The sequence below is a fragment of the Croceibacterium soli genome, from assembly GCF_009828065.1.
GTDB classification, from domain to species: Bacteria; Pseudomonadota; Alphaproteobacteria; order Sphingomonadales; family Sphingomonadaceae; genus Croceibacterium_B; species Croceibacterium_B soli.
In genome coordinates this window covers 31,988-57,587 of the sequence record NZ_WTYK01000011.1, presented here as the reverse complement: position 1 = coordinate 57,587, position 25,600 = coordinate 31,988, and the positions used below count along the sequence as shown (strand labels likewise).

Here is a 25,600-nt window from a genome sequence, read left to right as displayed (position 1 = left end):
CGTCACCCTGAACTTGTTTCAGGGCCCATCCCTCCACCCGCACGGACCTGCGCCAAGAGGCACCATGGATGCTGAAACGAGTTCAGCATGACGGGGAAATAGGCCAGCCGCAACCTTTGCTAACCCCGCCTCCACCCTCTCTCGTCACCCTGAACTCGTTTCAGGGCCCATTCCTCCACCCGCGCGAACCTGCGCCTGGAGGCACGATGGATGCTGAAACGAGTTCAGCTTGACGGGGGAGGGGGCGAACCGTCGCCTAGGCAAACACCTCGTCGAACAACGCGTGCATGGCGGCCCAGCTCTGCCTGTCGGCGCTGGCGTCGTAGACGGTGGCGGGATTGTCGGTCGGGGCGGGGTTGGTGAAGCCGTGCCGGACGCCGCTGTAGGAATGGAAGTGCCAGTCGGCCCCGGCGCGGTCCATCTCCTCCCAGAAGGCGATGACCTGGCTGCGCGGCACCATTGGATCGGCATCGCCGTGGCAGACCAGGATGCGGGCGGTGACGTTGCCCGGCTCGGCGGGCAGGTCGGTGCCGAGCAGCCCGTGGAAGCTGACCACGGCCTCGAACGGAGCACCGTCGCGCGCGAGCTCGAGCGCCGCCTGTCCGCCCATGCAGAAGCCGATCGCCGCGAGCGGCAGTCCCTGCGCCTCCGGCAAGGACGCCAGCGCCCGGAGAGCAGCGCGCAAGCGGCGGCGGTAGGCGAGCGGGTCCGGGCGGATCTCGGCCGCACGGGCGCGGGCTTCGTCGAAGCTCGCCGGCTGCTTGCCGTAGAAGTCCGCGATCAGCGCGAGGTACCCCGCTTCAGCAAGCGAGCTCGCCTTGTTCTCGACGGCCGCGGTGGGATTCATGATCGTCGGGAACACGAGCACCGCCGCCCGCGGAGCGCCCGCTGGGCGCGCAACCTGCGCCCTCAGCAGGACCTCGTTGTCGTAGTAGTCGAGCGATTCCAGCGTCATTCCGCACCCTCTGAAACATGATCACCGGGCAATCCAGGCCAGGTCCGCCCCCAGCACCGTTCGTGGTAAGCTTGTCGAACCACGCTGGCACTGCGCTCCCGTGCTTCGACAGGCTCAGGACGAACCGGGCGGGGGAAGGTCCCACTCCGTTCGCGGTGAGGCTTATTCCGTCGGCAGGAAGTCCGGCACCGAGAGGTAGCGTTCGCCGGTGTCGTAGTTGAAGCCGAGCACGCGGGTGCCGGAGCCGAGCTCGCCGAGCTTCTGCTGGATCGCTGCCAGCGTCGCGCCGCTGGAGATGCCGACCAGGATACCTTCCTCGCGCGCGCAGCGGCGGGCCATCTCGCGCGCATCCTCGGGATCGACCTGGATCGCGCCGTCGATCGACTGCGTGTGGAGGTTGGTGGGGATGAAACCGGCGCCGATTCCCTGGATCGGGTGCGGGCCGGGCTGGCCGCCGGAGATGACCGGCGAAAGCGTCGGCTCGACGGCATAGGCCTTCAGTTCCAGCCATTGCTTCTTCAGCACTTCGGCGCAGGCGGTGATGTGGCCGCCCGTGCCTACGCCGGTGATCAGCACGGCCGGCGGCGCGTCGGCGAAGTCCGCCAGGATCTCTTGCGCCGTGGTGCGGGCGTGGATCTCGACATTGGCGGGGTTGTCGAACTGCTGCGGCATCCAGGCGCCCTGGGTCTGCTGGACCAGTTCGGCTGCGCGTTCGAGCGCGCCCTTCATGCCTTTCTCTTTCGGCGTCAGGTCGAACGTGGCGCCATAGGCCAGCATCAGCCGGCGGCGCTCGACCGACATCGATTCGGGCATCACCAGCACCAGCTTGTAGCCCTTCACGGCGGCGACCATCGCCAAGCCGATGCCGGTGTTGCCGCTGGTCGGCTCGATGATCGTGCCGCCGGGCTGCAGGCTGCCGTCACGCTCCGCCGCCTCGACCATGGCGAGGGCGATGCGGTCCTTGATCGACCCGCCGGGATTGCTCCGCTCGCTCTTCACCCAGACTTCGTGGTCGGGGAACATGCGGGCCAGGCGGATGTGCGGCGTGTTGCCGATGGTGGCGAGAACGTTTTCGGCCTTCATGATGCGGGCTCCTTGGCGGTGTTTTCGTGCGGCTTCTCGTCGTGCAGGTACTTGGGGGCGAAAGTCCTCGCCCGGCGCAACTCGGGAAAGATCCAGGCCCAGAGTGCGGTAACCAATATCGCACCCGCGCCGCCTACTGCAACCGCGGCTGTCGCGCCCATCACCGCGGCGAACATCCCGGCGCGCAGTTCGCCGAGTTCGTTCGAGGCGGAGATGGCCAGGCCGGAGATCGCCGACACCCGGCCCCGCTTGTTATCCGGCGTGTTGAGCTGGACGAGACTGGTGCGGACGAACACCGAGATCATGTCCGCCGCGCCCAGCACGGCCAGAAGCGCGAGCGAGAGGAGGAAATCGCGCGACAGGGCGAACGCGAGCGTGGCCGCGCCGAACACGACCACGGCCCAGAGCATCTTCTCGCCCACGTTCTGCTCGAACGGGCGCCAGGCCAGCCAAATGGCTACCAAGGCGGCGCCGGCGGCCGGGGCGCCGCGCATCAGCCCGAGTCCTTCGGGTCCGACCTGCAGGATGTCGCGGGCGAACACCGGCAGCATCGCGGTCGCCCCGCCGAGCAGAACGGCGAAAAGGTCCAGCGTGATGCAGCCGAGCAGGAAGCGCTCGCGGGTGACGAACTGGAAGCCTTCGATCATCTGGCGCAGCGGATGGACCGCCGGCCCTTCGTGCTTCGCGCGGATCGGCGGGATCGTGGCGATCAGCAGGCCGGAACCGATCAGCAGGGCCGCCGAAAGGAAGTAAGGCGCCGAGGGCGACCAGGCGAACAGCAGCCCGCCCGCGGCCGGCCCGATCACCGTGCCCACTTGCCAGGCGATCGAGCTGAGCGCGATGGCTTTCGGCAGCAGGCTGGGCGGGACGATGTTGGGCGCGATGGCCGACAACGCCGGGCCGTTGAACACGCGGGCCGCGCCATGTCCGGCAGCAAGGGCGAACAACAGCGGCAGGGTCAGCGCGTCGGCCCAGGTGGCGAACGCCAGGGCCAGCGCGACCGCCGCGTCGATGGTGTTGGCGAACAGCACCACCATGCGCCGGTCGAAGCGGTCTGCGGCGACGCCCGCGAGCGGGGTCAGCAGGAACAGGGGGATGAACTGGGCCGCGCCGAGCAGGCCGAGCATGAACGCCGCGTCGCGCCGGCCCATGCCGTAATCGGCGCGGGCTACGTCGTAGACCTGGTAACCGATCAGCACCACCATCGAGAGGGTGGAGAACACAGCGAGGAAGCGCGCCATCCAGAAGCGCCGGTAGGCGGCGATCTGGAGGGGCGAAGTGGGCTCTATCACGCCCCGGCAAATGGCAGGCGCGGCGGGTGCTGCCAACCAGATAAATCTTCACGCGGAGACACGGAGATTTTGGGGTTCGCGCACGCCGCAGCACCACCCCGCTGCGACTAGGTTCGCCTTCGGCTCACCAAGTCTCGCTGCCCCTCCTCTGAAGAGGAGGGGTGATGGCGGGCCAAAAGCCCCCTCCTCTTCAGAGGAGGGGGTTGGGGGTGGTGGAGGCAGCGCGCTGCCCTCAACCCCGGCCGCGCAGACGGGGGTTGGGCTGGAGCGCTTCGATCATGGAGTCGAAATCGTCGAGCCGGATGATGCGCTCGAACTGGAAGCCGGCCCGCTCGTCGGCGATCCAGATGCAGTAGGCTTCGATCCGGCCGATCACCGGCAGGCGCACGACCACGCGGTCGCCGCGGGCGAGCTCCGGCGCAGCGTCGATCATGAAGCCGTGCGCGGAAATGTTGGCGAGGTGCATGGGCAAGTCGCCGCGCGTGCGGTGTTCGCCGATGACCGGGTAGTCGACCGGATGCCGCGTCGCCCGGCGCTGATCGGTGACGGAAAGCTGCGCTCCGCTCATACTGTCCAAGTCCCCGCGTTGGTGCTGAATTGCGAGGAGCTTGTGACACCAAATGCTGGAGAAAGAGTAAAGGCGCGGGCCTCAGGCGGCACGCAAAATCCCGTGGCGCTTGCGGCCAAGGCTGAGCTTGCGCTCCTCCCCCGCCACGAGCTGGATCAGGTGTCCCGGATCGGTCTGCGGCACGTCGTCGATCCGCACCGCGCCTTCGGCGATCTTGCGCTTGGCTTCGCCGTTGGACGCCGTGAAGCCGATCTCCGTGCATGCCGCGCCCAGGCGAATGCCCTCCGCCGGAACCAGGAGCACGGGAAGCTCCTCGCCAAGCCCGCCGCCGGCGAACGTCTGCGCGGCAGTGGATTCGGCGGCACGGGCCGCTTCCTCGCCGCGGACCAGCCTGGTCACTTCGTTCGCCAGGACGATCTTCGCCTCGTTGATCTCGCTGCCCTGGAGCGCCTCCAGCCGGGCGATCTCGTCCAGCGGAAGGTCGGTGAACAGGCGCATGAACCGGCCCACGTCGCGGTCGTCGACATTGCGCCAGTACTGCCAGAAGTCCCACGCCGGCAGTATGTCCTCGTTCAGCCACACCGCGCCGGCGACGGTCTTGCCCATCTTGGTGCCGTCGGCGGTGGTCAGCAGCGGGGTGGTTACGCCGAACACCTCGGCGCCGTCCATCCGCCTGGCCAGCTCGACGCCGTTGACGATGTTGCCCCACTGGTCCGATCCGCCCATCTGCAAGCGGCAGGCATAGCGCTGCGACAGCTCGCGGAAGTCGTAGGCCTGCAGGATCATGTAGTTGAACTCGAGGAACGAGAGCGACTGCTCCCGGTCCAGCCGCTGCTTCACCGAATCGAAGCTGAGCATGCGGTTGACCGAAAAATGCTGTCCCACCTCGCGCAGAAAGGGGATGTACTCGAGCCGGTCGAGCCATTCGGCATTATCGAGCATGATTGCATCGGTCGGACCATCGCCGAACGTCAGGAAACGGTCGAATACCTTCCGAATAGAGGCGACATTCTCGGCGATGGTCTCGACCGTCAGCAAACGGCGCGCCTCGTCCTTGAAGCTCGGATCGCCGATTTTCCCGGTGCCGCCGCCCATCAGCACGATCGGCTTGTGGCCGGCCTGCTGCAGCCGGCGCAGGAGCATGATCTGCACAAGCCCGCCGACATGCAGCGATGGCGCGGTGGGATCGAAGCCGATATAGCCAGGAATCACTTGGCTTTGCGCCAGCGCGTCGAGCGCCGACGCGTCGGTCATTTGATGAATATAGCCCCGCTCGTCGAGCAGGCGCAGGAGATCGGACTGGTACTGGCTCATGGCGCTCTCTTGTTGTGGCGGGGCGCCTAGCACGAGGGTCCTTCCTTGCAAACGTTCGAACTGAAGCCCCACCCGAGCTTCCAGCCGGCGCGGGTACGCTCCATCAGCGTGCGCTGGATGGAACTGCCCGACAAGCGGCTGATGCTGCGCTACCGGCTGGACGGCTGCGAGCAGCTGGTCGTGCCTGCCTACCGCGGCAGGGGGCGGGGCGAAGACTTGTGGAAGACCACCTGCTTCGAACTGTTCCTGTATGACGGCGAGGGGCGCTACCGCGAATACAACTTCTCCCCCAGCGGGCAGTGGGCGGCCTATGGCTTCTCGGGATATCGCAACGTCGATGCGAACCTCGATCCGAGCCAGACACCGGAGATCGCGCACGAGAGCGGCAATACCGTGTTCGTGCAGACGGTGTTCCTCCACCAGCGCGAGCTCGAAGGAGCCCAGAGCGCCGCGCTGGCGGCCGTGATCGAGGAGACCGAGGACCGCCCGTCCTACTGGGCGCTGGAGCATCCGGGCCTCAAGCCCGATTTCCACGATCCGGCTTGCTTCCGCATACCGCTTGCCTCAGCGGGCGAACGGTGAAACGGGAACGGCCATGAAATTCGGAATAGACCGCCTGCTGGCAGAGCCGGAACTGAGGAAGGAATTCGAGGGCAAGCGCGTGTCGCTGGTCGCCCATCCGGCCTCAGTCACCCTGGACCTCACCCATTCGCTCGACGCGCTGATCGCCGCCGGCATAAACGTGACCAGCGCCTTCGGCCCGCAGCACGGGCTGAAGGGCGACAAGCAGGACAACATGGTCGAAACCGCGGACGAGACGGATCCGCGCTACGGCATCCCGGTGTTCAGCCTCTACGGCGAGGTCCGGCGCCCCACCGCCGCGATGATGGACACCGCCGATGTGTTCCTGTTCGACCTGCAGGACCTCGGCTGCCGGATCTACACGTTCGTCACCACGCTGCTCTACCTGCTGCAGGCGGCGGACGAGCACGGCAAGAGCGTGTGGGTGCTCGACCGGCCCAATCCAGCGGGCCGGCCGGTGGAAGGCACGCTGCTCCTGCCGGGGCAGGAGAGCTTCGTCGGCGCCGGCCCGATGCCCATGCGGCACGGGCTGACGATGGGCGAGATGGGCCAGTGGTTCGTCCGGCACTTCGGCCTGGATGTCGATTACCGGGTTGTCGAGATGCACGACTGGCTGCCGGAAGCGGGCCCCGGCTTCGGCTGGCCCGAGAGCCGCATCTGGATCAATCCCAGCCCCAATGCCGCGAACCTCAACATGGCCCGCGCCTATGCCGGCACCGTCATGATCGAAGGCGCGACCCTGAGCGAGGGGCGGGGCACTACTCGGCCGCTGGAAGTGCTGTTCGGAGCGCCCGATATCGACGCCCGCGCCGTGCAAGCGGAGATGGACCGCCTCGCGCCGGCCTGGCTCGGCGGCTGCGCCTTGCGCGAATGCTGGTTCATGCCGACCTTCCACAAGCACGCAGGGACACTGTGCAACGCCTTGATGATTCACGCTGAAGGTCCGTTCTACCAGCACGAGGCCTTCCGCCCCTGGCGGCTCCAGGCGCTGGCCTTCAAGGCGATCCGCAGGCTCTACCCGGACTATGAAATCTGGCGCGACTTCCCTTACGAATACGAGTTCGAACGCCTCGCCATCGACGTGATCAATGGCGGCCCGGGCTTGCGCCAGTGGGTCGACGATCCCGCCGCCGAGCCGGACGACCTGGAATCCCTGGCTGCGCCGCACGAAATGCGCTGGCAAGAGGAAGTGGCGGACCTGCTGCTTTACTGAAGCCGAGGGTCAGCGTGCCGGCATCCGCCGCGCCGGACCATCCTGGAACGGGGGCAGGGGGCGGATGTCGCCCGCGTCGTGGCGCATCACCAGGACTGCACAGCCATCGATCCGCTTGTCGACCGCAGCGATCAGCAGCGGCTCTTCCGGGGAGGCGCTATCGCGCCGAAGCTGCGGCAGACCGCGCTCCTGGCGAACGCGTTCGATCCGGCCGCGACAGTTCTCCGTCGGCTCCCGCTCCTCCGCGCCAGGGGGCGGGGCGCCCTGTTCGGGTGAGGTGGCGGCCGTGGCGAGCGGCGCAAGCAGCGCGAGAACCAGACGCATGGGATCTCTCCTTGCCTGGCGGATGATATCACGCGGAGCACGCCAGTCCAACTCTGCCCAAGCGCATTCACGCTTGCTCTCGCGCCCCGGCGCTCCCTAGTTTCGAGGCAAGTCTTTGGGAGAGAACAATGCTCACGCTCTACAGCTTCGGACCCGGCGCCAATTCGCTGAAGCCCTTGCTCACACTGTACGAGAAAGGGCTGGCGTTCGAGCACAGGCGGCTCGAACCGGCCAAGTTCGAACATCACTCGCACTGGTTCAAGGCGATCAACCCGCGTGGGCAGGTGCCGGCACTGGACGACGGCGGCAGGATCGTCACCGAATCCACCGTGATCTGCGAATATCTCGAAGATGCACACCCGACCGCGCTCAGCCTACGGCCGGATGACCCGTGGGAGCGCGCAGAGATGCGCGTGTGGACCAAATGGGTCGACGAGTACTTCTGCTGGTGTGTCTCCACCGTCGGCTGGCACCGCCACATCGGCAACATGGTCAAGCACCTCTCCGACGCCGAGTTCGAAGAGAAGCTGAAGGCGATCCCGATCCCCGAGCAGCAGGTGAAGTGGCGGCGCGCGCGGGAAGGCTTCCCGCAGGACATTCTCGACGAGGAGATGCGCAAGATCGGGGTATCCGTGCGCCGGCTCGACGAGCGCCTGGCTGACCGGGAATGGCTTGCCGGCGGGGCCTACTCGCTGGCCGACATCTGCAACTTCGCCATAGCCAACGGCATGGAGAAGGGCTTCCCGGAACTGGTGAACGAAAGCGACACGCCGCACCTGCTGCGCTGGATCCAGCGGATCAACGATCGGCCCGCAGCCAAGGCCATGTTCGCCCAAGTCCCGCGTGAACGGTTCGAGCCGGCAAGGGCCGGTTGACCCCGGGGGGGCAGTGCCAGGGCCGGTTAAGGCTTCGCTTACCAACCCTTGTTATCACCGGCGCCACAATCAGGGTCGTTGGTGAGAGTCTCCATGAAGCATGAGATCGTCCAGGCGGAGCGCGCCGCCGGCATCAACGCAATCCCCCGCCATTGCGGGGAGGTGACCGTCGGCTGTTCCGACGTCGCCGGAATCGTCGAGGCAGTCGGCCATTCGTCCGAACGGCTCCGTGCCGAGCACGCCGAGCTGCGCGCCACCGTCGCCGCGCTCGAGGCGGAGCAGCGCCAGGTCACCGACGCATCCGACGAAGCGCGCATGCTGTCGCAGAAGGCCGTCGATCGGCTCGGACGCGGCACGGACCTGATCCGCTCCTCGCTCGGTCAGATCGGCGAGCTCGTGGCGCTGGTCGACACGCTGACTCAGCACGTCACCGGCTTCGCCGCGGCGATGGAGCAGGTCCGCCGGACCTCTCAGGATATCGGGCAGATCGCCGACACCACCAACATCCTGGCCTTCAACGCGATGATCGAGGCGCGCCGGGCAGGCGATGCCGGCAGGACGTTCGCGGTCGTCGCCGCCGAAGTGAAGAACTTGGCCAACGACACGCGCAAGGCGACCGAGGAAATCTCGCGCACGGTCGACGCACTGGGCGCGGAAGCCGAGCAGGTCGTCTCGCGGATCGAAGCCGGAGCGGAGGCGAGCGGGGAGGCGCGCGCCTCCATCGCCAGCATCGAGGAGACGATGCACGGAGTCATCTCACTGGTCGAGGAGGTCGATCGCCAAAACGCACTGATCGCCCGCACCACCGGCGGCGTAGGCGTCCATGTCGACCGGGTGCGCGGGGTACTCGCCGACTTCGACGCGGCGGCGGTCGAGAACGAAGGCAAGCTCGAAGTCGCCCACGCGCGCATGGGGCAACTGGAAATGACCGCCAACGTGATGTTCGACAACATCGTGAAAGCGGGCCTGTCACCGGCCGACAGCCTGATGGTCGAGCGTGCGCAGGCGGCTGCGAAGGAGATCGCCGGGCTCACCGAGACGGCGCTGGACAAGGGCGGGCTGACCGAAAGCGAGCTGTTCGACCGTGACTACCGCGAGATTCCGGGCAGCGATCCGAAGCGCTTCGCCACCCGGCTGATGCCCTGGGCCGATCGCAACTGGCGCCCCGTGCTCGACCGGATCGCCGCATCGGACAAGCAGATCATGGCCGCCATCTGCACGGACATGAATGGCCACCTGCCGGCGCACCTCTCGGAATTTTCCCGCGACCCGACCGGCGACAGAGTTCACGACACCGAGTTCTGCCGCAACGGGCGGATCATCCTCTCGGCCATCGACCGCAAGGCCAAGCAGAGCCAGGAGCCTTACATGATGGCGGTCTACCGCCAGGAAGGGGACGGGCGCAGCTACCGCGTAGTGCGCAGCGTCTATGTTCCGCTCACGATCGGCGGCCGCCGCTGGGGCGATCTGGAGCTTGCCTACAGCTTCGGCTGAGCGGCCGCTACGTTCTCCGGACAAGGAGATGCGCAGTTGGAAAAAGGGGCGACACTCTGTGATGGGGGTTGGGTTCTTCCGGGATGCAGATTGGCTGGGGCCTCGGCGGGCGCGTGGCTACTTATGGCTGCTGGCGCTGCTGAACCTTGCATCTATCGTGTTGCTCACCGGGACGTCTAATGGGGGCATCGATCGCCACGGCTTGCTGCTCGGTAGCGATTTCCTGAGCTTCTGGACGACCGGCGGAATGCTGCAGGTGCAGGAGAACATCTATGATCCTGCGGCACATTTCGCGGCGCAACAGGCCTTTTTCGTGCAAGAGGGAGCGCACACGGCCTTTTTCTACCCGCCACCGTTCCTGCTGATTTGCTATCTGCTGGGCTTCCTTCCCTATTTCCCGGCTCTGGCAGTCTGGTTGCTTGCGACTGGCGCGGTGTACTTTGCGACAGTGCGACTTTGGCTTCGGCGATCGGGCATTCGATGGTCCGCCTTGCTCATCCTTGCCGCTTTTCCGCCGGTCGTCATCACGGTGACCCATGGTCAGACGTCGTTCCTTGTCGCCGCCTTGCTCGGCCTTGGCGTTCTGCTGGCCAGGGCCCATCCCTTGCTGGCGGGCATCTGCTTCGGCCTGGCGACGATCAAGCCGCAGCTTGGGATCCTCATTCCGCTGGTTCTGCTGGTAACCGGCGAATGGCGTGTGATCGCGGCCGCGGCGGTCACGGCAGTACTGCTTGGCTTGGCCGCGACAGCCGCTTTCGACCCCGCGGTCTGGCTCGACTGGATAGCCGTCAGCGAAACGGCACAGGCGGCGATGACAGGGGGACTCATCGGCTTCGGGAAGATGCAAAGCCCGTTTGCCGCCGCCATGCTGCTCGGCGCTTCGCCTCAGTTCGCTTATACCGTCCAGGGGCTGGTCAGCCTCGCGGTCACCGGTGCGCTGTGCCGGGCGGCCTGGCGTAAGTCTTTCTCTCCGGCTTTGGGAGCGGCGATGCTTGCCGGAGCGCCGCTGGCGACACCGTTCGTGTTCGACTACGATCTGGTGCTCCTGGCCTTCCCTTTGATCTGGCTGACCGGATCGGGTTTTCGCCGATGGGAAAAACTGATCGCTGCCGGGGCGTTCATCGCTGCCGCTTTCGCCCGGCCTCTGGCCATGAGCTTCAGCATACCGATCATGCCGCTCGTGCTGGCAGCCTTCTTCATCGTGATCACGCGGCGAGCCCTGGACGAGAGCAACGACCGTAGTCCTGCACCGTCACCCAGAATTCGTTCCGGCGCCCGGTTGGATGCTGAACCGAGTTCGGCATGACGAGAGAAGAAGGAGCCCTGAGCCCTTCGTCCGATCTCTCCACAGTCGCGGAGGACCACTGCGGCCGCCGCTGGGGCGATCTGGAGCTTGCCTACAGCTTCGGCTGAACCGTCTCGGCGAAGGCGAAACTTCGCCGGTTCCGCTGCGTTGTCCGCTCGCAAGGAGATGCGCGATGGGCAAGAAGAGCGGCAAGATCGAAGTGCCGAAGAAGATCATGGGCTTCAAGCTGTCCAAGGGCACCCGCAAGGACATCAGGAAGCTGCTCAAGATGATCGGCAGCCCCGACAAGCGGCAGATGGCGATGACCGCCGCGGGCGGCCTGGTCGCTTACCTGACTGAGCGCTTTGCTGCTCACGAGCTGGAGAAGCACCACACGCCGCAGCAGGCGCACTAGGCCGTCAGCGCGTTGCAGGCGCGGGCGGCTGTCCGGGATAGCTCGAAAGGTCCGGATCGATCTTCGCCCAGGCCGGTTTCTCCGAAGTCCAGATCGCCATCTCGGGCGCGAGGCCGTGGGGCTCGTCGAGGAAACCCAGGCGGAAGGTCATGAACTGCGGCCGCGCCGAGCTTTGGGCGTAGACCGGCGTGCCGCAGGCCGAGCAGAACGATTGGGTCAGCGTATTGCCGCTTAGCGCGAGATAACTCCACCGGGCGACGTCTCCGGTGAGGGTGACATCCGCCGTTTGGAACATCGCGTTATGGGTCGGCCCGCCCGCCGCAGCCTTCTGGCACTGCCGGCACCAGCATTGGCGCGTCTGCACCGGGCCGTTCGCGAAGCTCGCGCTCACCGCGCCGCAATTGCACCGTCCCTGCATGTCGCGTCCCCTTCCCGTCAGGCGTCGATCAGATCGCGGTCCAGTTCACCGGCGCGGTTCTGGATGAAGTTGAAGCGGTGCTCCGGGTTACGGCCCATAAGCTGGTCGACCAGTTCCTTCACCGCATGCCGCTGCTCATGCTCCGGCGGCAAGGTGATGCGGATCAGGCTGCGGGTCTTCGGGTCCATCGTCGTTTCGCGAAGCTGCTGCGGGTTCATCTCGCCAAGGCCCTTGAAACGGCTGACCTCGACTTTCTTCCCCTTGAACACGGTCGCTTCCAGTTCCGCCCGGTGGGCGTCATCGCGGGCGTAGAGGCTCTCCTTGCCGGCGGTCAGGCGGTAGAGCGGGGGCTGGGCCAGGAATAAGTGCCCGCGCTTCACCAGCTCGGCCATCTCCTGGAAAAAGAACGTCATCAGCAGCGTTGCAATATGCGCGCCGTCGACGTCGGCGTCGGTCATGATGACGATGCGGTCGTAGCGCAAGTTGCCCGGGTCGCAGTCCTTGCGGATCCCACAGCCCAGCGCCAGGGTCAGGTCCGCGATCTCGCTGTTCGCGCGGATCTTGTCCGCCGTGGCGGAAGCGACGTTGAGTATCTTGCCGCGGATCGGCAGGATTGCCTGGGTCTTGCGATCACGCGCCTGCTTGGCGCTGCCGCCGGCGCTGTCCCCTTCGACGATGAACAGCTCGGTCTCGCCGCTGCCTTCGCCGGAGCAGTCGGTGAGCTTGCCCGGCAGGCGCAGCTTCTTGGCGTTCGTGGCGGTCTTGCGCTTGACCTCGCGCTCCGCCTTGCGGCGGAGCCGCTCGTCCATCCGCTCCATGACCGCGCCAAGCAGGGCCCGGCCGCGTTCCATGTTGTCGGACAGGAAGTGGTCGAAGTGGTCGCGCACGGCGTTCTCGACTAGGCGGGCGGCCTCGGGCGAAGTGAGGCGGTCCTTGGTCTGGCTCTGGAACTGCGGCTCGCGGATGAAGACCGAGAGCATGATCTCCGAGCCGGTGACGATGTCGTCGGCGGAGATGTCCTTGGCCTTCTTTTGCCCGGTGAGTTCGCCGAAGGCGCGAATGCCTTTGGTGAGCGCGGCGCGCATGCCCTGTTCGTGCGTGCCGCCATCGGGAGTGGGCACGGTGTTGCAGTACCAGGAATAGGCGCCGTCCGACCACAGCGGCCAGGCCACGGCCCATTCGACGCGGCCCTGATCATCGGGAAAATCCTGCCGCCCGGCGAAGAACTGGCTGGTCACGCACTCGCGCTCGGCCACCTGCTCCGCCAGATGGTCGGCAAGACCGCCGGGGAACTGGAACACCGCCTCTTGCGGCACATCCTCGCTGGCGAGCGCCGGTGCGCACTTCCAGCGGATCTCGACGCCGGCATAAAGGTAAGCCTTGGAGCGGGCGAGCTTGAACAGGCGCGCCGGCTTGAACTGGCGATCGCCGAAGATCTCCTCGTCCGGTGTGAAGGAGACGGTCGTGCCGCGCCGGTTGGGCGTGTCGCCGATCTTCTTCAACTTGCCGGTCGCAACGCCCTTGGAGAACTCCTGCGCGAAGACTTCCTTGTTCTTCGCCACCTCGACCCGGGTGTGGGATGACAGCGCATTGACCACCGATACGCCGACGCCGTGCAGGCCGCCGCTGGTGGCATAGGCCTTGCCGGAGAACTTGCCGCCCGAGTGGAGCGTGGTGAGGATGACCTCGAGGCTCGACTTGCCGGGGAATTTGGGATGCTCGTCCACCGGGATGCCGCGGCCGTTGTCGCTGATGGTCAGGCGGTTGCCTTCCTCCAGCGTCACTTCGATTCGGTTGGCGTGCCCGGCCACCGCTTCATCCATCGCGTTGTCGAGCACTTCGGCGGCGAGATGGTGCAGGGCCCGCTCGTCCGTGCCGCCGATGTACATGCCCGGGCGCCGCCGGACCGGCTCGAGCCCCTCCAGCACCTCGATCGAGGAAGCGTCGTAATCACCGCCGCCCTGCGGCAGCTTGTCGAACAGGTCTTCTGACATGGCCTCGGCTATAGGGCGCGGGTCCGAGCAGACTCAAGCGGAGGACGCGCGTTATCCGCCACGGCCCCATCCGCCCGCCTCAACCTCCGTTCGTCCTGAGCTTGTCGAAGGACCGCTTTTCTTCTGCGCCGCGCAGGAAGGAAGGACAGCCCTTCGACAAGCTCAGGGCGAACGGGAGGAGAGGGGGGAACGAACGTCCGGGCTGCTCAGAACCGCGCCGGCGCGGGGTCGACCACGGTGACGGTGCCGTTGCCCACCTGGCGCACTTCCATCGCCCGTTCGGCCATGCCGCCGCGCCGGAAGCGGAACGGACCGTCGAGGCCCAGGAAGCCGCCGTCGTCGAGCAGCTGCGCCGTCGGGAAGTTGCGTCCTGGCCGCCAGTCGCGGGCGACGCGGAGCGCCAGGAGCACGGCGTCGTACCCCAGCGTGGCGATGCGGTAAGGCTGCGCCCCGAAGCGCTTCTGGTAGCTGGTGACGAACTGGCGGTAGCGCGCGTCGGACACGGCCGAGAACCATGCGCCCCGCAGCGCGGCGGAGCGGGCGATCTCGTCCTCGCCGCTCCACAGCTCGGTGCCGAGGATCCGCGGCGAGGCGGAGCCTCCTTCCTTGATCTCGCCGGCAGCCATCGCGGAAAGCCGCGCGCCGTCGGCGATCAGGACGGTGTCGAAGCCGCCACGCGAACGGAGCCGCTCCGCCGCGCTGACGATGGAGGTGTTGCCCCGGTCATAGCGCTCGGTCCCGACGAGCACGCCGCCGCGCCCGCTGACGCGGCTGCGCAGCGCCGCTTCGGCGCGGCGGCCGTATTCCCCGTTGGGCACGATCGCGGCGAAACGGGTGGCCCCTTTGGATACCGCGTGGTCGACGCTGCGGGCGATCGATTGCTCGGGCATCACGCCCATCACGAACACGTCGTTCGCAGCGACCGAAGTGTCGTTCGAGAAGCTGATCAGGGGCACGTCCGCCGGGCGCGCCTGCGCCAGCACGGGCGCGACATCGCCGCCGAGCAGCGGGCCGAGGATCAGCTTGTTGCCGTCGCTCAGCGCACGTGCCGCGGCGGAGCCGGCGCCGGTCGCGGTATCGTATGTGGTGATGCGCAAGTTGCCGGCGTTGGTGTCGAGCAGGGCCATCGTCGTCGCGTTGGCGATCGACTGGCCGACGGCGCCGTTCGGGCCGGACAGCGGCACGAGCAGGGCCACCCGGTGACGCGCTTCGTCTTCCGGCAAGCCAGACTGGGTCGGTGTCGGAGTGGGAGCCGGAGGCGTCGCCGGGCCCTGGCGTCCGCCGGGAACCGCCTGACAGGCGGCGAGGCCCAGGCTGAGCGCCGCCACCCCGAATTGGCGTTTCCATTTGCCGAACATGCTTGCCGCTCCCGCTGCTGTTGGTTCACAAGCGCCCGGGTGAGCGAACTGCGCGACCCTGAACCCGAACCGTTGAATGCCGGTCTCTATATTGTCGCGACGCCGATTGGCAATCTCGCTGACATGACCGTGCGGGCAGCCGACGTGCTGAAGCGATGCGACGCGATCGCCTGCGAGGACACCCGCGTCACGGTCAAGCTGCTGCGTCACCTGGGCGTGAGCAAGCCCTTGTGGCGATACGACGATCATGCGTCGGCGGAAGACCGCACGCGGCTGCTGGAAGCGATGCGGACCAAGGCGGTGGCGCTCGTCAGCGACGCCGGCACGCCGCTGGTCTCCGATCCCGGTTACCGCCTGGTGCGGGAAGCCCGGGCGGCGGGCGTGCCGGTCACCAGCCTGCCGGGGCCGAGCGCTCCGGTGCTCGCCCTGACGCTGTCGGGCCTGCCGAACGACCGCTTCTTGTTCGCCGGCTTCCTGCCCTCCAAGGAAAAGGCGCGGGAGGAGACGCTGGAGGAACTGGCCGAGGTTCGCGCCACGCTGGTGTTCTTCGAAACCGCGCCGCGGCTGACCAAGGCGCTGGCGGCGATCCACAAGGTCCTGCCCGGCCGAGAGGTCGCCGTGGCGCGGGAACTGACCAAGCTCTACGAGGAATGTCGCACCGGCTCGCCGCAGGAGCTGATCGCCCACTACGAAGCTCATCCGCCGAGGGGTGAAATTGTCCTGCTGATCGGTCCTGCGCCGGAGAAGGCTGCCGATCCGGGCGACGCCGACCGGCTGCTGCTGGAAGCCCTGATGACGCAGAAAGCGTCCCATGCAGCGGCCAGCGTCGCGCGGGCCACGGGTCTCGACCGCAAGGCGCTTTACGCCCGGGCGATGGAGCTCAAGGCTTCGTGAACCGCGCCGCGGCCGAACGGCGCGGTCGGAAGGGCGAGGGCCTGGCCGCCCTGTGGCTGCGCCTCCAGGGCTGGCGCATCGTCGCGCGCCGGGTGAAGACCCCGCGCGGCGAGATCGACCTCGTCGCGCGGCGCGGCAGGACCGTGGCGTTCGTCGAGGTGAAGTGGCGCGCCACGGCCGCCCACCGCGATCTCTCGATCGACGACTACCGCCTGCGCCGCGTTGCCAGCGCCGCCGAGGCAGTGGCGCACCGGTTCGTGCGCGGCGGAGACAATCCGCGGATCGACGTGCTGCTCCTTGCGCCGGGCCGCTGGCCGCGCCACATCGTCAACGCCTGGCAGCCCTGAGTTCGGAGGCGAAGGTCGCGCCAGCGCCCTTCGACAAGCTCAGGGCGAACGGGTTAGGGTGGACGAGCGCCACCTTCGCCGTTCGTGGTGAGCCTGTCGAACCACGAGCCTGACGCAATCTTGGAGGGATCGAGTGAATCTACGCGTCGCAGTCCAGATGGACCCGATCGAAAGCATCAACATCACGGGCGACTCGAGCTTCGCGCTGATGCTGTCGGCGCAGGCGCGGGGGCACGAGCTGTTCCACTACGACGTCGGCAGCCTGACCCTGGACGAGAACGACCGCCTCACCGCCCTGGGGGCGCCGGTGCGGGTGAAGCCGGTGCAGGGCGAGCACTTCGAGAAGGGCGAAGCGCGCCGGATCGATCTCGGGCGAGAAATCGACGTCGTGCTGATGCGGCAAGATCCGCCGTTCGACATGGGCTACATCACTGCAACGCACCTGCTCGAGCGCATCCAGCACGAGACGCTGGTGGTCAACGATCCGGCCAGCGTGCGGGGCGCGCCGGAGAAGGTCTTCGTGCTCGACTTCCGCAAGTTCATGCCGCCGACGCTGGTCACCCGCAGCATCGCGGACGTGCGCGCGTTCATGGACCGACACGGCGCGGTCGTGGTCAAGCCGATCCACGGCAACGGCGGCAAGGCGATATTCCGCGTGCCGGAAACCGGCGACAACCTCTCGGCCCTGATCGAAATGTTCAACCAGACCTGGCCCGAGCCGCACATGGTCCAGCCGTTCCTCCCTGAAGTCGCCGAGGGCGACAAGCGTATCGTGCTGGTCGACGGTGAATATGCCGGCGCGATTAACCGCAAGCCGGGCAAGGGGGAGTTCCGTTCCAATCTGGCTCAGGGCGGTTTCGCGGAGGCGACCCAGCTCACCGCGCGCGAGGAGGAAATCTGCGCCGCGATGGGGCCGGAGCTGAAGAAGCGCGGGCTGATCTTCGTGGGCATCGACGTGATCGGCGGCAAGTGGCTGACCGAGATCAACGTCACCAGCCCAACCGGCATCGTGGCGATCGACAAGTTCAACGGGACCGACACGCCGGGGCGCATCTGGGATGCAATCGAGGCACGGCTTTGATCCCCTGTCTCGTCATCCCGGCGAAAGCCGGGATCGCTGGCCGCCAACTTCGACGCCAGATGCCGGCGATCCCGGATCAAGTCCGGGATGACGAGGTTCTTGCCGCATGCACGAACTGATCATCGAGACCATCGCGCGGGGCGGATACCTCGGGATCGCGCTGCTGATGGCGATCGAGAACATCTTCCCGCCGATTCCGTCCGAAGTGATCATGGGCATCGGCGGCGTGCTGGTCGCCCGCGGGACGATGGAGTTCTGGCCGCTGCTGGTGGCCGGCACGATCGGCTCCACCGCGGGCAACTACGTCTGGTTCTGGATCGGCGACCGCTGGAGCTATCGCCGGCTGGCGCCGTTCATCGCCCGCTGGGGTCGCTGGCTGACGCTCGACTGGGAGCATATCGAGCAGGCTAGCCGGTTCTTCCGCAGCCACGGCCAGTGGGTGGTGTTCTTCCTGCGCTTCTCCCCGTTCCTGCGCACGATCATCTCGCTACCCGCCGGGCTGGCCCACATGAGCGTGTGGCGTTTCCTGGTCTTCACGTTCGCGGGCAGTGCGATCTGGAACGTGCTGCTGATCCTGGGCGGCAAATGGTTGGCAACTTACCTCGATGAGTCCGAAGCCGTGATCGGCTGGATAATCCTCGGGCTCGTAGGGCTGGCGCTGGCGGGTTACATCTGGCGGCTGCTCACCTGGAAGCCGCGGGTCCGCGCAGGCGACTAGCCGCGCTCGTGCGGGTGCGCCTTGCGGTAAATATCGAGCAGTACGGCCGCATCGACTTTGGTGTAGATCTGCGTCGAGCCGAGGCTGGCATGGCCGAGCAGCTCCTGCAGGCTGCGCAAGTCCGCGCCCGCGCCGAGCAGGTGGGTGGCGAAGCTGTGCCGCAAGGCGTGCGGGGTCGCGGTGGCCGGCAGGCCAAGCCCGACGCGTGCGCGGGCCATGACCTTCTGCACCATTCCCTGTCCTAGCGGACCGCCCTTGGCGCCCCTAAACAGCAGGTCCTTGCCCGCCATCGGCCAGGGGCAGCGCCTTGCGTAATCGGCCACGGCTTCGCGCACCACGGGAAGCAGCGGCACGACGCGTTGCTTGCCGCCTTTGCCGGTGACGTTGAGCGTTTCGCCGAGGGGCAGGTCGGCGGCGGTGAGCGACAGCGCCTCGGCGATGCGCAGGCCGGCGCCGTACATCAGCAGCAGCACGGCGCGATCGCGGGCGCCGATCCATTCGTCGGCGGCGAGGGCGGCGACTTCGTCGGCGAGGTTCGCGGCGTCGTCAGGCGTTACCGGGCGCGGCAAGCCCTTCTTGATGCGCGGGCCGCGTAGGCGCGGGGCCGTGGCCTCGGCCTGTCCGACTTGCTCGCGGGCGAACGCGATGAAGCCTTTCAGCGCCGACAGCTCGCGCGCGGTCGAGACATTCCCGAGGCCGTCGGCGCGCCGTGCAGCGAGGTGCCCGCGCAAGGCCGCCGCATCGAGTTCGGCGATCTCGCGCCAGTCTTGCGCAGCGGTGCGCTCGATCAGCCGGCCCGCGGCGGCGCAATAGGCGCGGACGGTGTGGGGGGAGCGGCGGCGGGACTGCGCGAGATGGCCGTGCCATTGCTCGAGCAGGTCCGCCTTGCTCATGCCGCAACCAGATCCGCCGGAACGAGCTCGCCGAGCAGGGCGTCGAGCAGCGGCATGCCTTGCGGCGTGATGCCGACCAGGTCGCCCCTGCGCCAGGCGAGCCCGATGCTCTCGTAGAACGCCAGCTTGGGCGGGTGCACCAGAGCCTCCCGCCCGATCCCGAAGCGCTGCGACAAGCCTGTGAGATCGACGCCTTCGGCGAGGCGCAGCCCCATCAGCAGCGCCTCGCTGGCTTGCTCGGCCGTGCCGAGGCTTCGCTCTTCCTTGAGGCCGTTACCGGTATCAGCGACCGCATCCAGCCAGTTCTCCGGCTTCTTGTGCCGCAGCGTCGCCATACCGTCGCGCCGCCCGTGCGCGCCCGGTCCGATCCCCACGTAATCGCGATAGCGCCAGTAGGTCAGGTTGTGGCGGCTCTCCTCGCCCGGGCGGGCGTGGTTGCTGACTTCGTAGGCGGGCAGGCCGGCGGCTTCGGTCAGCTCGCGGGTGAGGGCGAACAGGTCGGCCGCCGGGTCATCGTCCAGCGGAACGAAGGCGCCTTGCCGCACCTCGGTGGCGAAGCGGGTGCCCGCCTCGATGGTCAACTGGTAGAGCGAAAGGTGCTCGGTGCCGAAGCCCAGCGCCCGGCGCAGTTCGCCTTCCCATTGCTCCAAGGTCTGACCGGGTCGGGCATAGATCAGGTCGAAGCTGACCCGGCGGAAAGCCGATTGCGCGGTGTCGAGCGCCGACAGCGCTTCCTGCCCATTGTGCAATCGCCCCAGGAACCGCAGGACCTCGTCATCGAGCGACTGTACGCCTAGCGAGACGCGGTTGACCCCGGCGCCGGCAAGCGCCGCGAAGTTCGCCGCCTCTACGGAGGAGGGATTGGCTTCCAGGGTGATCTCGATCCCCGGAGCGAAGCTCCACAGCCGTTCGGCCTCTTCCAACAGTGCGCCGACCAGCACGGGCGGCATTAGCGAGGGGGTTCCGCCACCGAAGAACACAGAATCGAGCGGCTCGCTGCCGGCAAGCTCCGCCTCATGCCGCATGTCCGCCAGCAGCATGTTGCGCCACAGCTCCACGTCGACGCCGTTCCGCACGTGCGAGTTGAAATCGCAATACGGGCATTTCGCCAGGCAGAAGGGCCAATGGATGTAGAGAGCGCGCGCCACGATGGCTCTTTCAGTCGGTGTTAGCGGGCGGAAGTCAAGGTCTTGCCTGAGCGGAGCACAGCGCGCGCCTCGCGTCCTTCGACAAGCTCAGGACGAACGGGGTGGGGGTGGCTACGCCGGAGGGGTGAACGAAATACCACATCCGTTCGTGGTGAGCTTGTCGAACCACGATGGCGCGCGCCTCTCGTCCTTCGACAGGCTCAGGACGAACGGGGTGGGGGTAGCTACGCCGGAGCGGTGAACGAAATACCACATCCGTTCGTGGTGAGCTTGTCGAACCACGATGGCGCGAACCTCGCGTCCTTCGACAGGCTCAGGACGAGCGGGGTGGGGGTGGCTACACCGGAGCGGTGAATGAAATCCCGCATCCGTTCGTGGTGAGCTTGTCGAACCACGACGGCGCGAACCTCGCGTCTTTCGATAGGGCAGGACGAACGGGGTGGGGGTGGCTACTCCGGAGCAGTGAATGAAATACCACATCCGTTCGTGGTGAGCTTGTCGAACCACGACGGCGCGAACCTCGCGTCCTTCGATAGGGCAGTACGAACGGAGCTGGGCGCGGGCGCCGCCTCGATTAGCCGAACTGGTCGGCGACCAGCTTGGCGAAAGCATCGGCGCGGTGGCTGATGCGGTGCTTTTCCTGCGGATCGATCTCGGCGAACGTCTCGCTACGGCCCGCGGGCACGAACACCGGATCGTAGCCGAAGCCCAGCGTTCCGCGTGGCGGCCAGGTGAGCATGCCGTCGGCGCGGCCTTCGTAGACCGCCGTCTCGCCATCCGGCCAGGCGAGGGCGAGCACGCACGAGAACCACGCATCGCGCGGCGTATCTGGCCCTTGGGCCTGCAGCATCCCTTCGACTTTGCCCATCGCCATGAACCAGTCGCGGCCGGGCTCGCCTTCGAACCACTGCCGCTCGGCCCAGTCGGCGGTGTAGACCCCCGGCCGGCCGCCGAGCGCCGCGACTGAGAGGCCGCTGTCGTCAGCCAGCGCGACCAGACCAGAAGCTTCGGCGGCGGCCCGCGCCTTGATCAACGCATTGTCCACGAACGTGCGGCCGGTCTCGGCCGGCTCGGGCAAGCCGAGCGATCCGGCCGAGATGCAGTCCAGCCCGTGCGGCGCCAGCAGGGCCGAGATTTCCTTCAGCTTGCCCGCGTTGTGCGTGGCAATGACCAGCTTCCCGGAACCGAGCCTACGCGTCATTCTTCCATCTCCGTTCGCCCGCGCCTGCGGACGCTACTTAACCGCCTCGTCTTGCGCGGCGAAGATCCGGTCGCAGCCGATGCGGGCGAGGCGCAGAAGGCGCAGCAGGCCTTCCTCGTCGTAAGTCGCGCCTTCCGCGGTGGCCTGGACCTCGGCGATCTTGCCGCCTTCGAGCAGCACGAAATTGGCATCGGCGTCGGCGCCCGAGTCCTCGATATAGTCGAGGTCCAGGACCGGGGTGCCCTGATAGATGCCGCAGGAGATCGCTCCGACTTTGCTTTCGATCGGGTCGACGGCGATCTTGCCGTCGGCCATCAGCTTGTTGACCGCCAGGCGCAGGGCGACCCAGGCGCCGGAGATCGCTGCGGTGCGCGTGCCGCCGTCGGCCTGGATCACGTCGCAGTCGAGCACGATCTGGCGCTCGCCGAGCTTCTCCATGTTTGTCACCGCGCGCAAGGAGCGGCCGATGAGCCGCTGGATTTCCTGCGTACGCCCGCTCTGCTTGCCCTTGGCGGCCTCGCGCTGGCCGCGGGTGTGGGTGGCGCGGGGGAGCATCGAGTACTCGGCCGTGACCCAGCCCTGGCCCTTGCCGCGAAGCCATGGCGGCACGCGCTCTTCGACGGTGGCGGTGACGAGGACGCGGGTGTCACCGAAGCTGACGAGGCAGGAGCCTTCGGCATGCTTGGTGAAGCCAGTCTGGATATCGATGACGCGCATTTCGTCAGGCGCGCGGCCGGATGGACGCATGGGTAGATCCTTGGTTTGGGGGCCGTTCGCCCGACCCTTGCGGTCGCGTGGCCGAACCGCCGTTGTTCGTTAAGGCCGCCGTAGAGGGAAAACCGCCGGTTCGGCAACGGCGAGCTTCGTTTCGGACACAGTTCGCGCGAACGGCGTTTGATTGCCGCCACGAAAAGAATAGATGAGCCGCATGTCCACGCCACCGGTGACCGAGTTGAACAACCGCGCACGGGAGATCTTCCGCCTGGTGGTGGAAGGCTATCTCACGAGCGGGCAACCGGTCGGCTCAAAAACCCTGGCCGGGGAGGGCGGGCTGGACCTTTCGCCGGCCTCGATTCGCTCGGTCCTGGCGGAGCTCGAATCGCTCGGCCTCCTGGCCGCGCCGCACACCAGCGCCGGCCGCATGCCGACCGAGACCGGCCTGCGGCTGTTCGTCGACGGGATGATGCAGGTGTCGGAGCCGACGGCGCAGGAGCGTGCGGCGATCGAACGGCGCCTGACCGAACCCGGCCCGATCGAGCAGGCGCTGGAGACGGTCAGCGCGCTTCTTTCGGACATATCCGGAGCCGCCGGAATGGTCATGGTGCCGCGCCGGGAGCCGCGGCTTGCGCAGATGAGCCTGATCCCGCTGTCCGCCCACCGCGCCCTGGCGGTGCTCGTGGGGCAGGACGGGCAGGTCGAGAACCGGGTTGTCGAGCTTGGTGCCACGATCGCCCCCGGCGGGCTGGAGCAGGCGAGCAATTTCATCACCGCGCACCTTGCCGGGCGGACCCTGGCAGAGGCCGCCCATGCCATGCGCGCCGAGATCATGGCCGGCCGTTCGCAGCTCGACGAGGCGAGCCGGGACTTGGTGGAGCGCGGGCTGGCGGTGTGGAGCGAGGACGCCACCAAGCGCCCGGTGCTGATCGTGCGTGGCCAAGCGAACCTGCTGGACGAAAGCACGCTCGGCGATATCGAGCGGGTCCGCTCGCTGATAGACGACCTGGAGAACAAGCAGTCGGTCGCCGAACTGCTCGATTCGGCGCGGGAAGCCGAAGCCATGCGCATCTTCATCGGCAGCGAGAACAGGCTGTTCGCGCTGTCGGGCTCCTCGGTCATCGCCGCGCCCTACCGCGACCGGGAAGGCCGGGTGGTCGGAGTGCTGGGGGTGATCGGCCCGACGCGGTTGAATTACGCGCGCGTCGTTCCCATGGTGGATTTCACAGCCCGTTCCCTGGGCAAGCTAATCGGATAGCAGGGTTCCATGATCAACGAAGACAAGTCGCGCGACGCCGCGGTCGAAGAAGAATTGAAGGGCGTGCCGGAGGACCTGATCGACGAGGAGTCGATGCCGGAGAACCAGGACTCCGCCGCCAGCGAAGAGATCGCCCGCCTGACCGAAGAGCTCGCCGCAGCGAAGCAGGACGTGCTCTACGCCAAGGCCGATGCGCAGAACGTGCGCCGCCGGGCCGACAAGGACGTGGCTGACGCGCGCACTTACGCCGTGACCGGCTTCGCCCGTGACGTGCTCTCGATCGCCGATAACCTGTCCCGCGCCATCGAGGCGATTCCGGAGGACCTGCGGGAGGACAGCAAGTTCAAGGGCCTCGTCGCCGGCATCCAGGCTACCCAGCGCGAGCTCGACAAGGTGTTCACGCAGCACGGCATCACGCGGATCGCCGCGGTCGGCCTGCCGCTCGATCCCAACCAGCACCAGGCCATGCTCGAAATGCCGACCGACGATGCCGAGCCGGGCACGATCGTGCAGGAGATGCAGGCAGGCTACATGATCCGCGAACGCCTGCTGCGGCCCGCGATGGTCGCGGTGGCGAAGAAGCCGGAGTAGGGGGCGGGTTCGTCGTTTGGGGTACGCTCGTGCCCATCCCCGGCGACCGGTCCAGGCGGCGAGATGGGTGCTGAAACGAGTTCAGCATGACGATGAGTGATATGACCCTCGTCACCCTGAACTTGGTTCAGGGTCCATCGGGCAGTGCGCGCAGAGGCCGCTGGTGGGCGAGACCGGGCCGCTTGTTGCCGGAGACCTTGGCGCGCGCCTCGCGTGGTTCGACAAGCTCACCACGAACGGGGTGAGAGTAGAAAGGGTGCGGGTAGAACGGGTGAGGGTAAAGAGCGGAGATACCGCCCAATCCCAATCCGTTCGTCCTGAGCCTGTCGAAGGACGCTGGCGCTGCCCCGTCACACGATCTGCGCGCGGTTCTCGTCGCGGTGTTTCTTCAGGTACTTCATGAAGGGCGTGCCGCCGGTGCCGACGTCGGGGTCGTTGCCTTTGATCGAGCCGGCCTGCTTGTTGATGTAGCTCGCCGCGTATTCGAGGTGGCGGGTGCGGAAGCGGGCGACCTGTTCGAGGCAGGCGTTGAAGGCGGCTTTCAGGCTGGATGAGCCGGAGCCGGTGACGAACGCGCGCAAGGTCGAGTGCGCTCCGAGATCTTCGATGAAGCGGCGGTGCGGTACGGGGCGGTAGTGGTGCAGTTCGTCGAGGAAGCGCTTCAGCGGATCGTCGCTGTGGCCGACGCCGAACAGCGCGTCCATTGCCGGGACGATCGAGCTCTGCGAGCCGGTCTGTCCGCGATAGGCCTGCGGCCGTCCTTCGAAGCGGTCGACACCTTCGTAGACGAGGCCTTCTCCGAGCGCCGGGTTGTTGGCCCAGCCGTGGATGTAGGGCCGCACGCGGTGGAAATAGATGTAGGGATCGCAGCGCTCCGGCATGCGGCCGAAGTGGCCGTAGATCCGCTCCCACGCCTGGTCCATTTCGACCAGCAGGCGTTCGGCCTCGGCGGCATCGCGCTGGCTGGAGGCCGCAACCAGTTTCACGGCGTTGTCGAGCAACACGCCGGCTTCGGCCTCGATGGCGACATGGACCAGCACGAACCAGTTCTCGTCCGCGCCGCCGAGGAAGTTCTGGAACATGGCGATGTTCGACAAATCGATCGGCCCGGCCTTGTCGAGCCGGTACCAGTTGTCGAGCACATAAGCGGAGTAGGGCAGCAGCGGCGCCTGGCCGAGCCGATCGGCAATGGCGACGATCGGGCGGGACAGATTGGCCGGCAGAAAGGCCGGCGGCTCCGGCTCTCCCCAGACATAGGCTTGCACCAGGAAGCTGTAGTGAACCATCGCGGTGCGGACTTCCTGCTCGGCCGCCTCGCGGGCCCACTCCTCGATCCCGGGATCGGCGAGCTGGCCGAGCCAGTGGCGGATGCGCCCGGTGGTGAGCAGGCCGGAAAGATTGCCCGCCGCCTGCTTCACTTCGTCGAACTGAGCGGGGAGGGCGACTGCGTCGATTTCGTAGGGCGAAAGGAAGCCGCGCTCGCGCGACATGCCGTAATCGGAAAGCTGCATTGGGCGGGACCCGTGGCCGGGCGCGGGTTGGGCCGCCCGGATGCAATGCAATTGGTATCAAGTGTAACCGATCA

At 67.1% G+C, this 25,600-nt stretch carries 26 protein-coding genes; 12 read left to right on the top strand and 14 right to left on the bottom strand.

The annotated features are described in order from the left end of the window. Nucleotides 1-256: 256 nt before the first annotated feature. The 5 genes from GRI75_RS14290 to tyrS all read right to left on the bottom strand — a co-directional run bounded on the left by GRI75_RS14290 (nt 257) and on the right by tyrS (nt 5,212). A complete protein-coding gene (locus GRI75_RS14290; protein ID WP_160747680.1) occupies nt 257-955 on the bottom strand; it encodes a dienelactone hydrolase family protein in 699 nt (232 codons plus the stop codon). Between the two features lie 162 nt (nt 956-1,117). Then, entirely contained in the window at nt 1,118-2,038 is a 921-nt protein-coding gene (gene cysK / locus GRI75_RS14285; protein WP_160747679.1) for a cysteine synthase A, read from the bottom strand. Continuing rightward, nucleotides 2,035-3,327 (bottom strand): MFS transporter, encoded by a 1,293-nt coding sequence (locus GRI75_RS14280; protein ID WP_407925150.1) that lies wholly within the window; start codon nt 3,325-3,327, stop codon nt 2,035-2,037. Before GRI75_RS14280 ends, cysK begins: the two co-directional genes overlap by 4 nt. Nucleotides 3,328-3,562: 235 nt before the next feature. Next, the gene (locus tag GRI75_RS14275) at nt 3,563-3,898 is read right to left on the bottom strand and encodes a PilZ domain-containing protein (protein WP_160747677.1); all 336 of its coding nucleotides are present in this window, start codon (nt 3,896-3,898) and stop codon (nt 3,563-3,565) included. 81 nt (nt 3,899-3,979) lie between these two features. Then, a complete protein-coding gene (gene tyrS, locus GRI75_RS14270; protein WP_160747676.1) occupies nt 3,980-5,212 on the bottom strand; it encodes a tyrosine--tRNA ligase in 1,233 nt (410 codons plus the stop codon). Nucleotides 5,213-5,257: 45 nt separating this feature from the next. Here tyrS and GRI75_RS14265 point away from each other — a divergent pair, with 45 nt between their 5' ends. Beyond that, on the top strand, nt 5,258-5,794 hold the full coding sequence (locus tag GRI75_RS14265; RefSeq protein ID WP_160747675.1) for a DOMON-like domain-containing protein: 537 nt from the start codon (nt 5,258-5,260) through the stop codon (nt 5,792-5,794). 13 nt (nt 5,795-5,807) lie between these two features. Next, the gene (locus GRI75_RS14260; RefSeq protein WP_160747674.1) at nt 5,808-7,007 is read left to right on the top strand and encodes an exo-beta-N-acetylmuramidase NamZ family protein; all 1,200 of its coding nucleotides are present in this window, start codon (nt 5,808-5,810) and stop codon (nt 7,005-7,007) included. 9 nt (nt 7,008-7,016) lie between these two features. Here GRI75_RS14260 and GRI75_RS14255 read toward each other — a convergent pair whose 3' ends face one another. After that, nucleotides 7,017-7,331, bottom strand: coding sequence for a hypothetical protein (locus GRI75_RS14255; RefSeq protein ID WP_160747673.1), 315 nt, complete (start codon nt 7,329-7,331; stop codon nt 7,017-7,019). A 128-nt stretch (nt 7,332-7,459) separates the two neighbouring features. On the opposite strand from GRI75_RS14255, the gene GRI75_RS14250 reads away from it, so the two are divergent. The 4 genes from GRI75_RS14250 to GRI75_RS14235 all read left to right on the top strand — a co-directional run bounded on the left by GRI75_RS14250 (nt 7,460) and on the right by GRI75_RS14235 (nt 11,400). Continuing rightward, nucleotides 7,460-8,206 (top strand): glutathione S-transferase family protein, encoded by a 747-nt coding sequence (locus tag GRI75_RS14250; RefSeq protein ID WP_160747672.1) that lies wholly within the window; start codon nt 7,460-7,462, stop codon nt 8,204-8,206. 93 nt (nt 8,207-8,299) lie between these two features. Continuing rightward, nucleotides 8,300-9,700: a methyl-accepting chemotaxis protein gene (locus tag GRI75_RS14245; RefSeq protein WP_160747671.1), complete on the top strand. Its 1,401-nt coding sequence runs from the start codon at nt 8,300-8,302 to the stop codon at nt 9,698-9,700. Between the two features lie 28 nt (nt 9,701-9,728). Further along, entirely contained in the window at nt 9,729-11,006 is a 1,278-nt protein-coding gene (locus GRI75_RS14240; RefSeq protein WP_235911677.1) for a glycosyltransferase family 87 protein, read from the top strand. Between the two features lie 172 nt (nt 11,007-11,178). After that, on the top strand, nt 11,179-11,400 hold the full coding sequence (locus GRI75_RS14235) for a hypothetical protein (protein WP_160747670.1): 222 nt from the start codon (nt 11,179-11,181) through the stop codon (nt 11,398-11,400). Between the two features lie 4 nt (nt 11,401-11,404). Here the strand turns inward: GRI75_RS14235 and GRI75_RS14230 are convergent, their stop codons facing one another. The 3 genes from GRI75_RS14230 to GRI75_RS14220 all read right to left on the bottom strand — a co-directional run bounded on the left by GRI75_RS14230 (nt 11,405) and on the right by GRI75_RS14220 (nt 15,170). After that, nucleotides 11,405-11,818, bottom strand: coding sequence for a GFA family protein (locus GRI75_RS14230; RefSeq protein ID WP_160747669.1), 414 nt, complete (start codon nt 11,816-11,818; stop codon nt 11,405-11,407). Nucleotides 11,819-11,835: 17 nt separating this feature from the next. Continuing rightward, the gene (parE, locus tag GRI75_RS14225; RefSeq protein WP_160747668.1) at nt 11,836-13,812 is read right to left on the bottom strand and encodes a DNA topoisomerase IV subunit B; all 1,977 of its coding nucleotides are present in this window, start codon (nt 13,810-13,812) and stop codon (nt 11,836-11,838) included. Nucleotides 13,813-14,018: 206 nt separating this feature from the next. Next, nucleotides 14,019-15,170: a penicillin-binding protein activator gene (locus GRI75_RS14220; RefSeq protein WP_160747667.1), complete on the bottom strand. Its 1,152-nt coding sequence runs from the start codon at nt 15,168-15,170 to the stop codon at nt 14,019-14,021. 39 nt (nt 15,171-15,209) lie between these two features. On the opposite strand from GRI75_RS14220, the gene rsmI reads away from it, so the two are divergent. From rsmI to GRI75_RS14200, 4 genes are all read left to right on the top strand, one after another. Then, nucleotides 15,210-16,064, top strand: coding sequence for a 16S rRNA (cytidine(1402)-2'-O)-methyltransferase (gene rsmI / locus GRI75_RS14215; protein ID WP_328597995.1), 855 nt, complete (start codon nt 15,210-15,212; stop codon nt 16,062-16,064). Continuing rightward, on the top strand, nt 16,061-16,411 hold the full coding sequence (locus GRI75_RS14210) for a YraN family protein (protein WP_160747666.1): 351 nt from the start codon (nt 16,061-16,063) through the stop codon (nt 16,409-16,411). The genes rsmI and GRI75_RS14210 overlap by 4 nt, the downstream gene beginning before the upstream one ends. 133 nt (nt 16,412-16,544) lie before the next feature. Continuing rightward, complete coding sequence (gene gshB / locus GRI75_RS14205; protein WP_160747665.1) at nt 16,545-17,492, top strand: glutathione synthase; 948 nt, start codon at nt 16,545-16,547, stop codon at nt 17,490-17,492. A 106-nt stretch (nt 17,493-17,598) separates the two neighbouring features. After that, entirely contained in the window at nt 17,599-18,210 is a 612-nt protein-coding gene (locus GRI75_RS14200; RefSeq protein ID WP_160747664.1) for a DedA family protein, read from the top strand. Here the strand turns inward: GRI75_RS14200 and GRI75_RS14195 are convergent. From GRI75_RS14195 to rph, 4 genes are all read right to left on the bottom strand, one after another. Continuing rightward, nucleotides 18,207-19,103, bottom strand: a complete 897-nt coding sequence (locus GRI75_RS14195; RefSeq protein WP_160747663.1) for a tyrosine recombinase XerC — start codon at nt 19,101-19,103, stop codon at nt 18,207-18,209. The genes GRI75_RS14200 and GRI75_RS14195 overlap by 4 nt on opposite strands. Beyond that, complete coding sequence (hemW, locus tag GRI75_RS14190) at nt 19,100-20,251, bottom strand: radical SAM family heme chaperone HemW (RefSeq protein ID WP_160747662.1); 1,152 nt, start codon at nt 20,249-20,251, stop codon at nt 19,100-19,102. The genes GRI75_RS14195 and hemW overlap by 4 nt, the downstream gene beginning before the upstream one ends. Before the next feature lie 574 nt (nt 20,252-20,825). Next, entirely contained in the window at nt 20,826-21,452 is a 627-nt protein-coding gene (gene rdgB, locus GRI75_RS14185) for an RdgB/HAM1 family non-canonical purine NTP pyrophosphatase (protein ID WP_160747661.1), read from the bottom strand. A gap of 33 nt (nt 21,453-21,485) precedes the next feature. Continuing rightward, complete coding sequence (gene rph / locus GRI75_RS14180; RefSeq protein WP_160747660.1) at nt 21,486-22,199, bottom strand: ribonuclease PH; 714 nt, start codon at nt 22,197-22,199, stop codon at nt 21,486-21,488. Between the two features lie 181 nt (nt 22,200-22,380). On the opposite strand from rph, the gene hrcA reads away from it, so the two are divergent. Together hrcA and GRI75_RS14170 are read left to right on the top strand one after the other, a co-directional pair. Further along, nucleotides 22,381-23,424, top strand: coding sequence for a heat-inducible transcriptional repressor HrcA (gene hrcA / locus GRI75_RS14175; protein ID WP_160747659.1), 1,044 nt, complete (start codon nt 22,381-22,383; stop codon nt 23,422-23,424). A 9-nt stretch (nt 23,425-23,433) separates the two neighbouring features. Next, nucleotides 23,434-24,015 (top strand): nucleotide exchange factor GrpE, encoded by a 582-nt coding sequence (locus tag GRI75_RS14170; protein WP_160747658.1) that lies wholly within the window; start codon nt 23,434-23,436, stop codon nt 24,013-24,015. Nucleotides 24,016-24,365: 350 nt separating this feature from the next. Here the strand turns inward: GRI75_RS14170 and GRI75_RS14165 are convergent, their stop codons facing one another. Next, complete coding sequence (locus GRI75_RS14165) at nt 24,366-25,526, bottom strand: PrnB family protein (protein ID WP_160747657.1); 1,161 nt, start codon at nt 25,524-25,526, stop codon at nt 24,366-24,368. Nucleotides 25,527-25,600 lie beyond the last annotated feature (74 nt).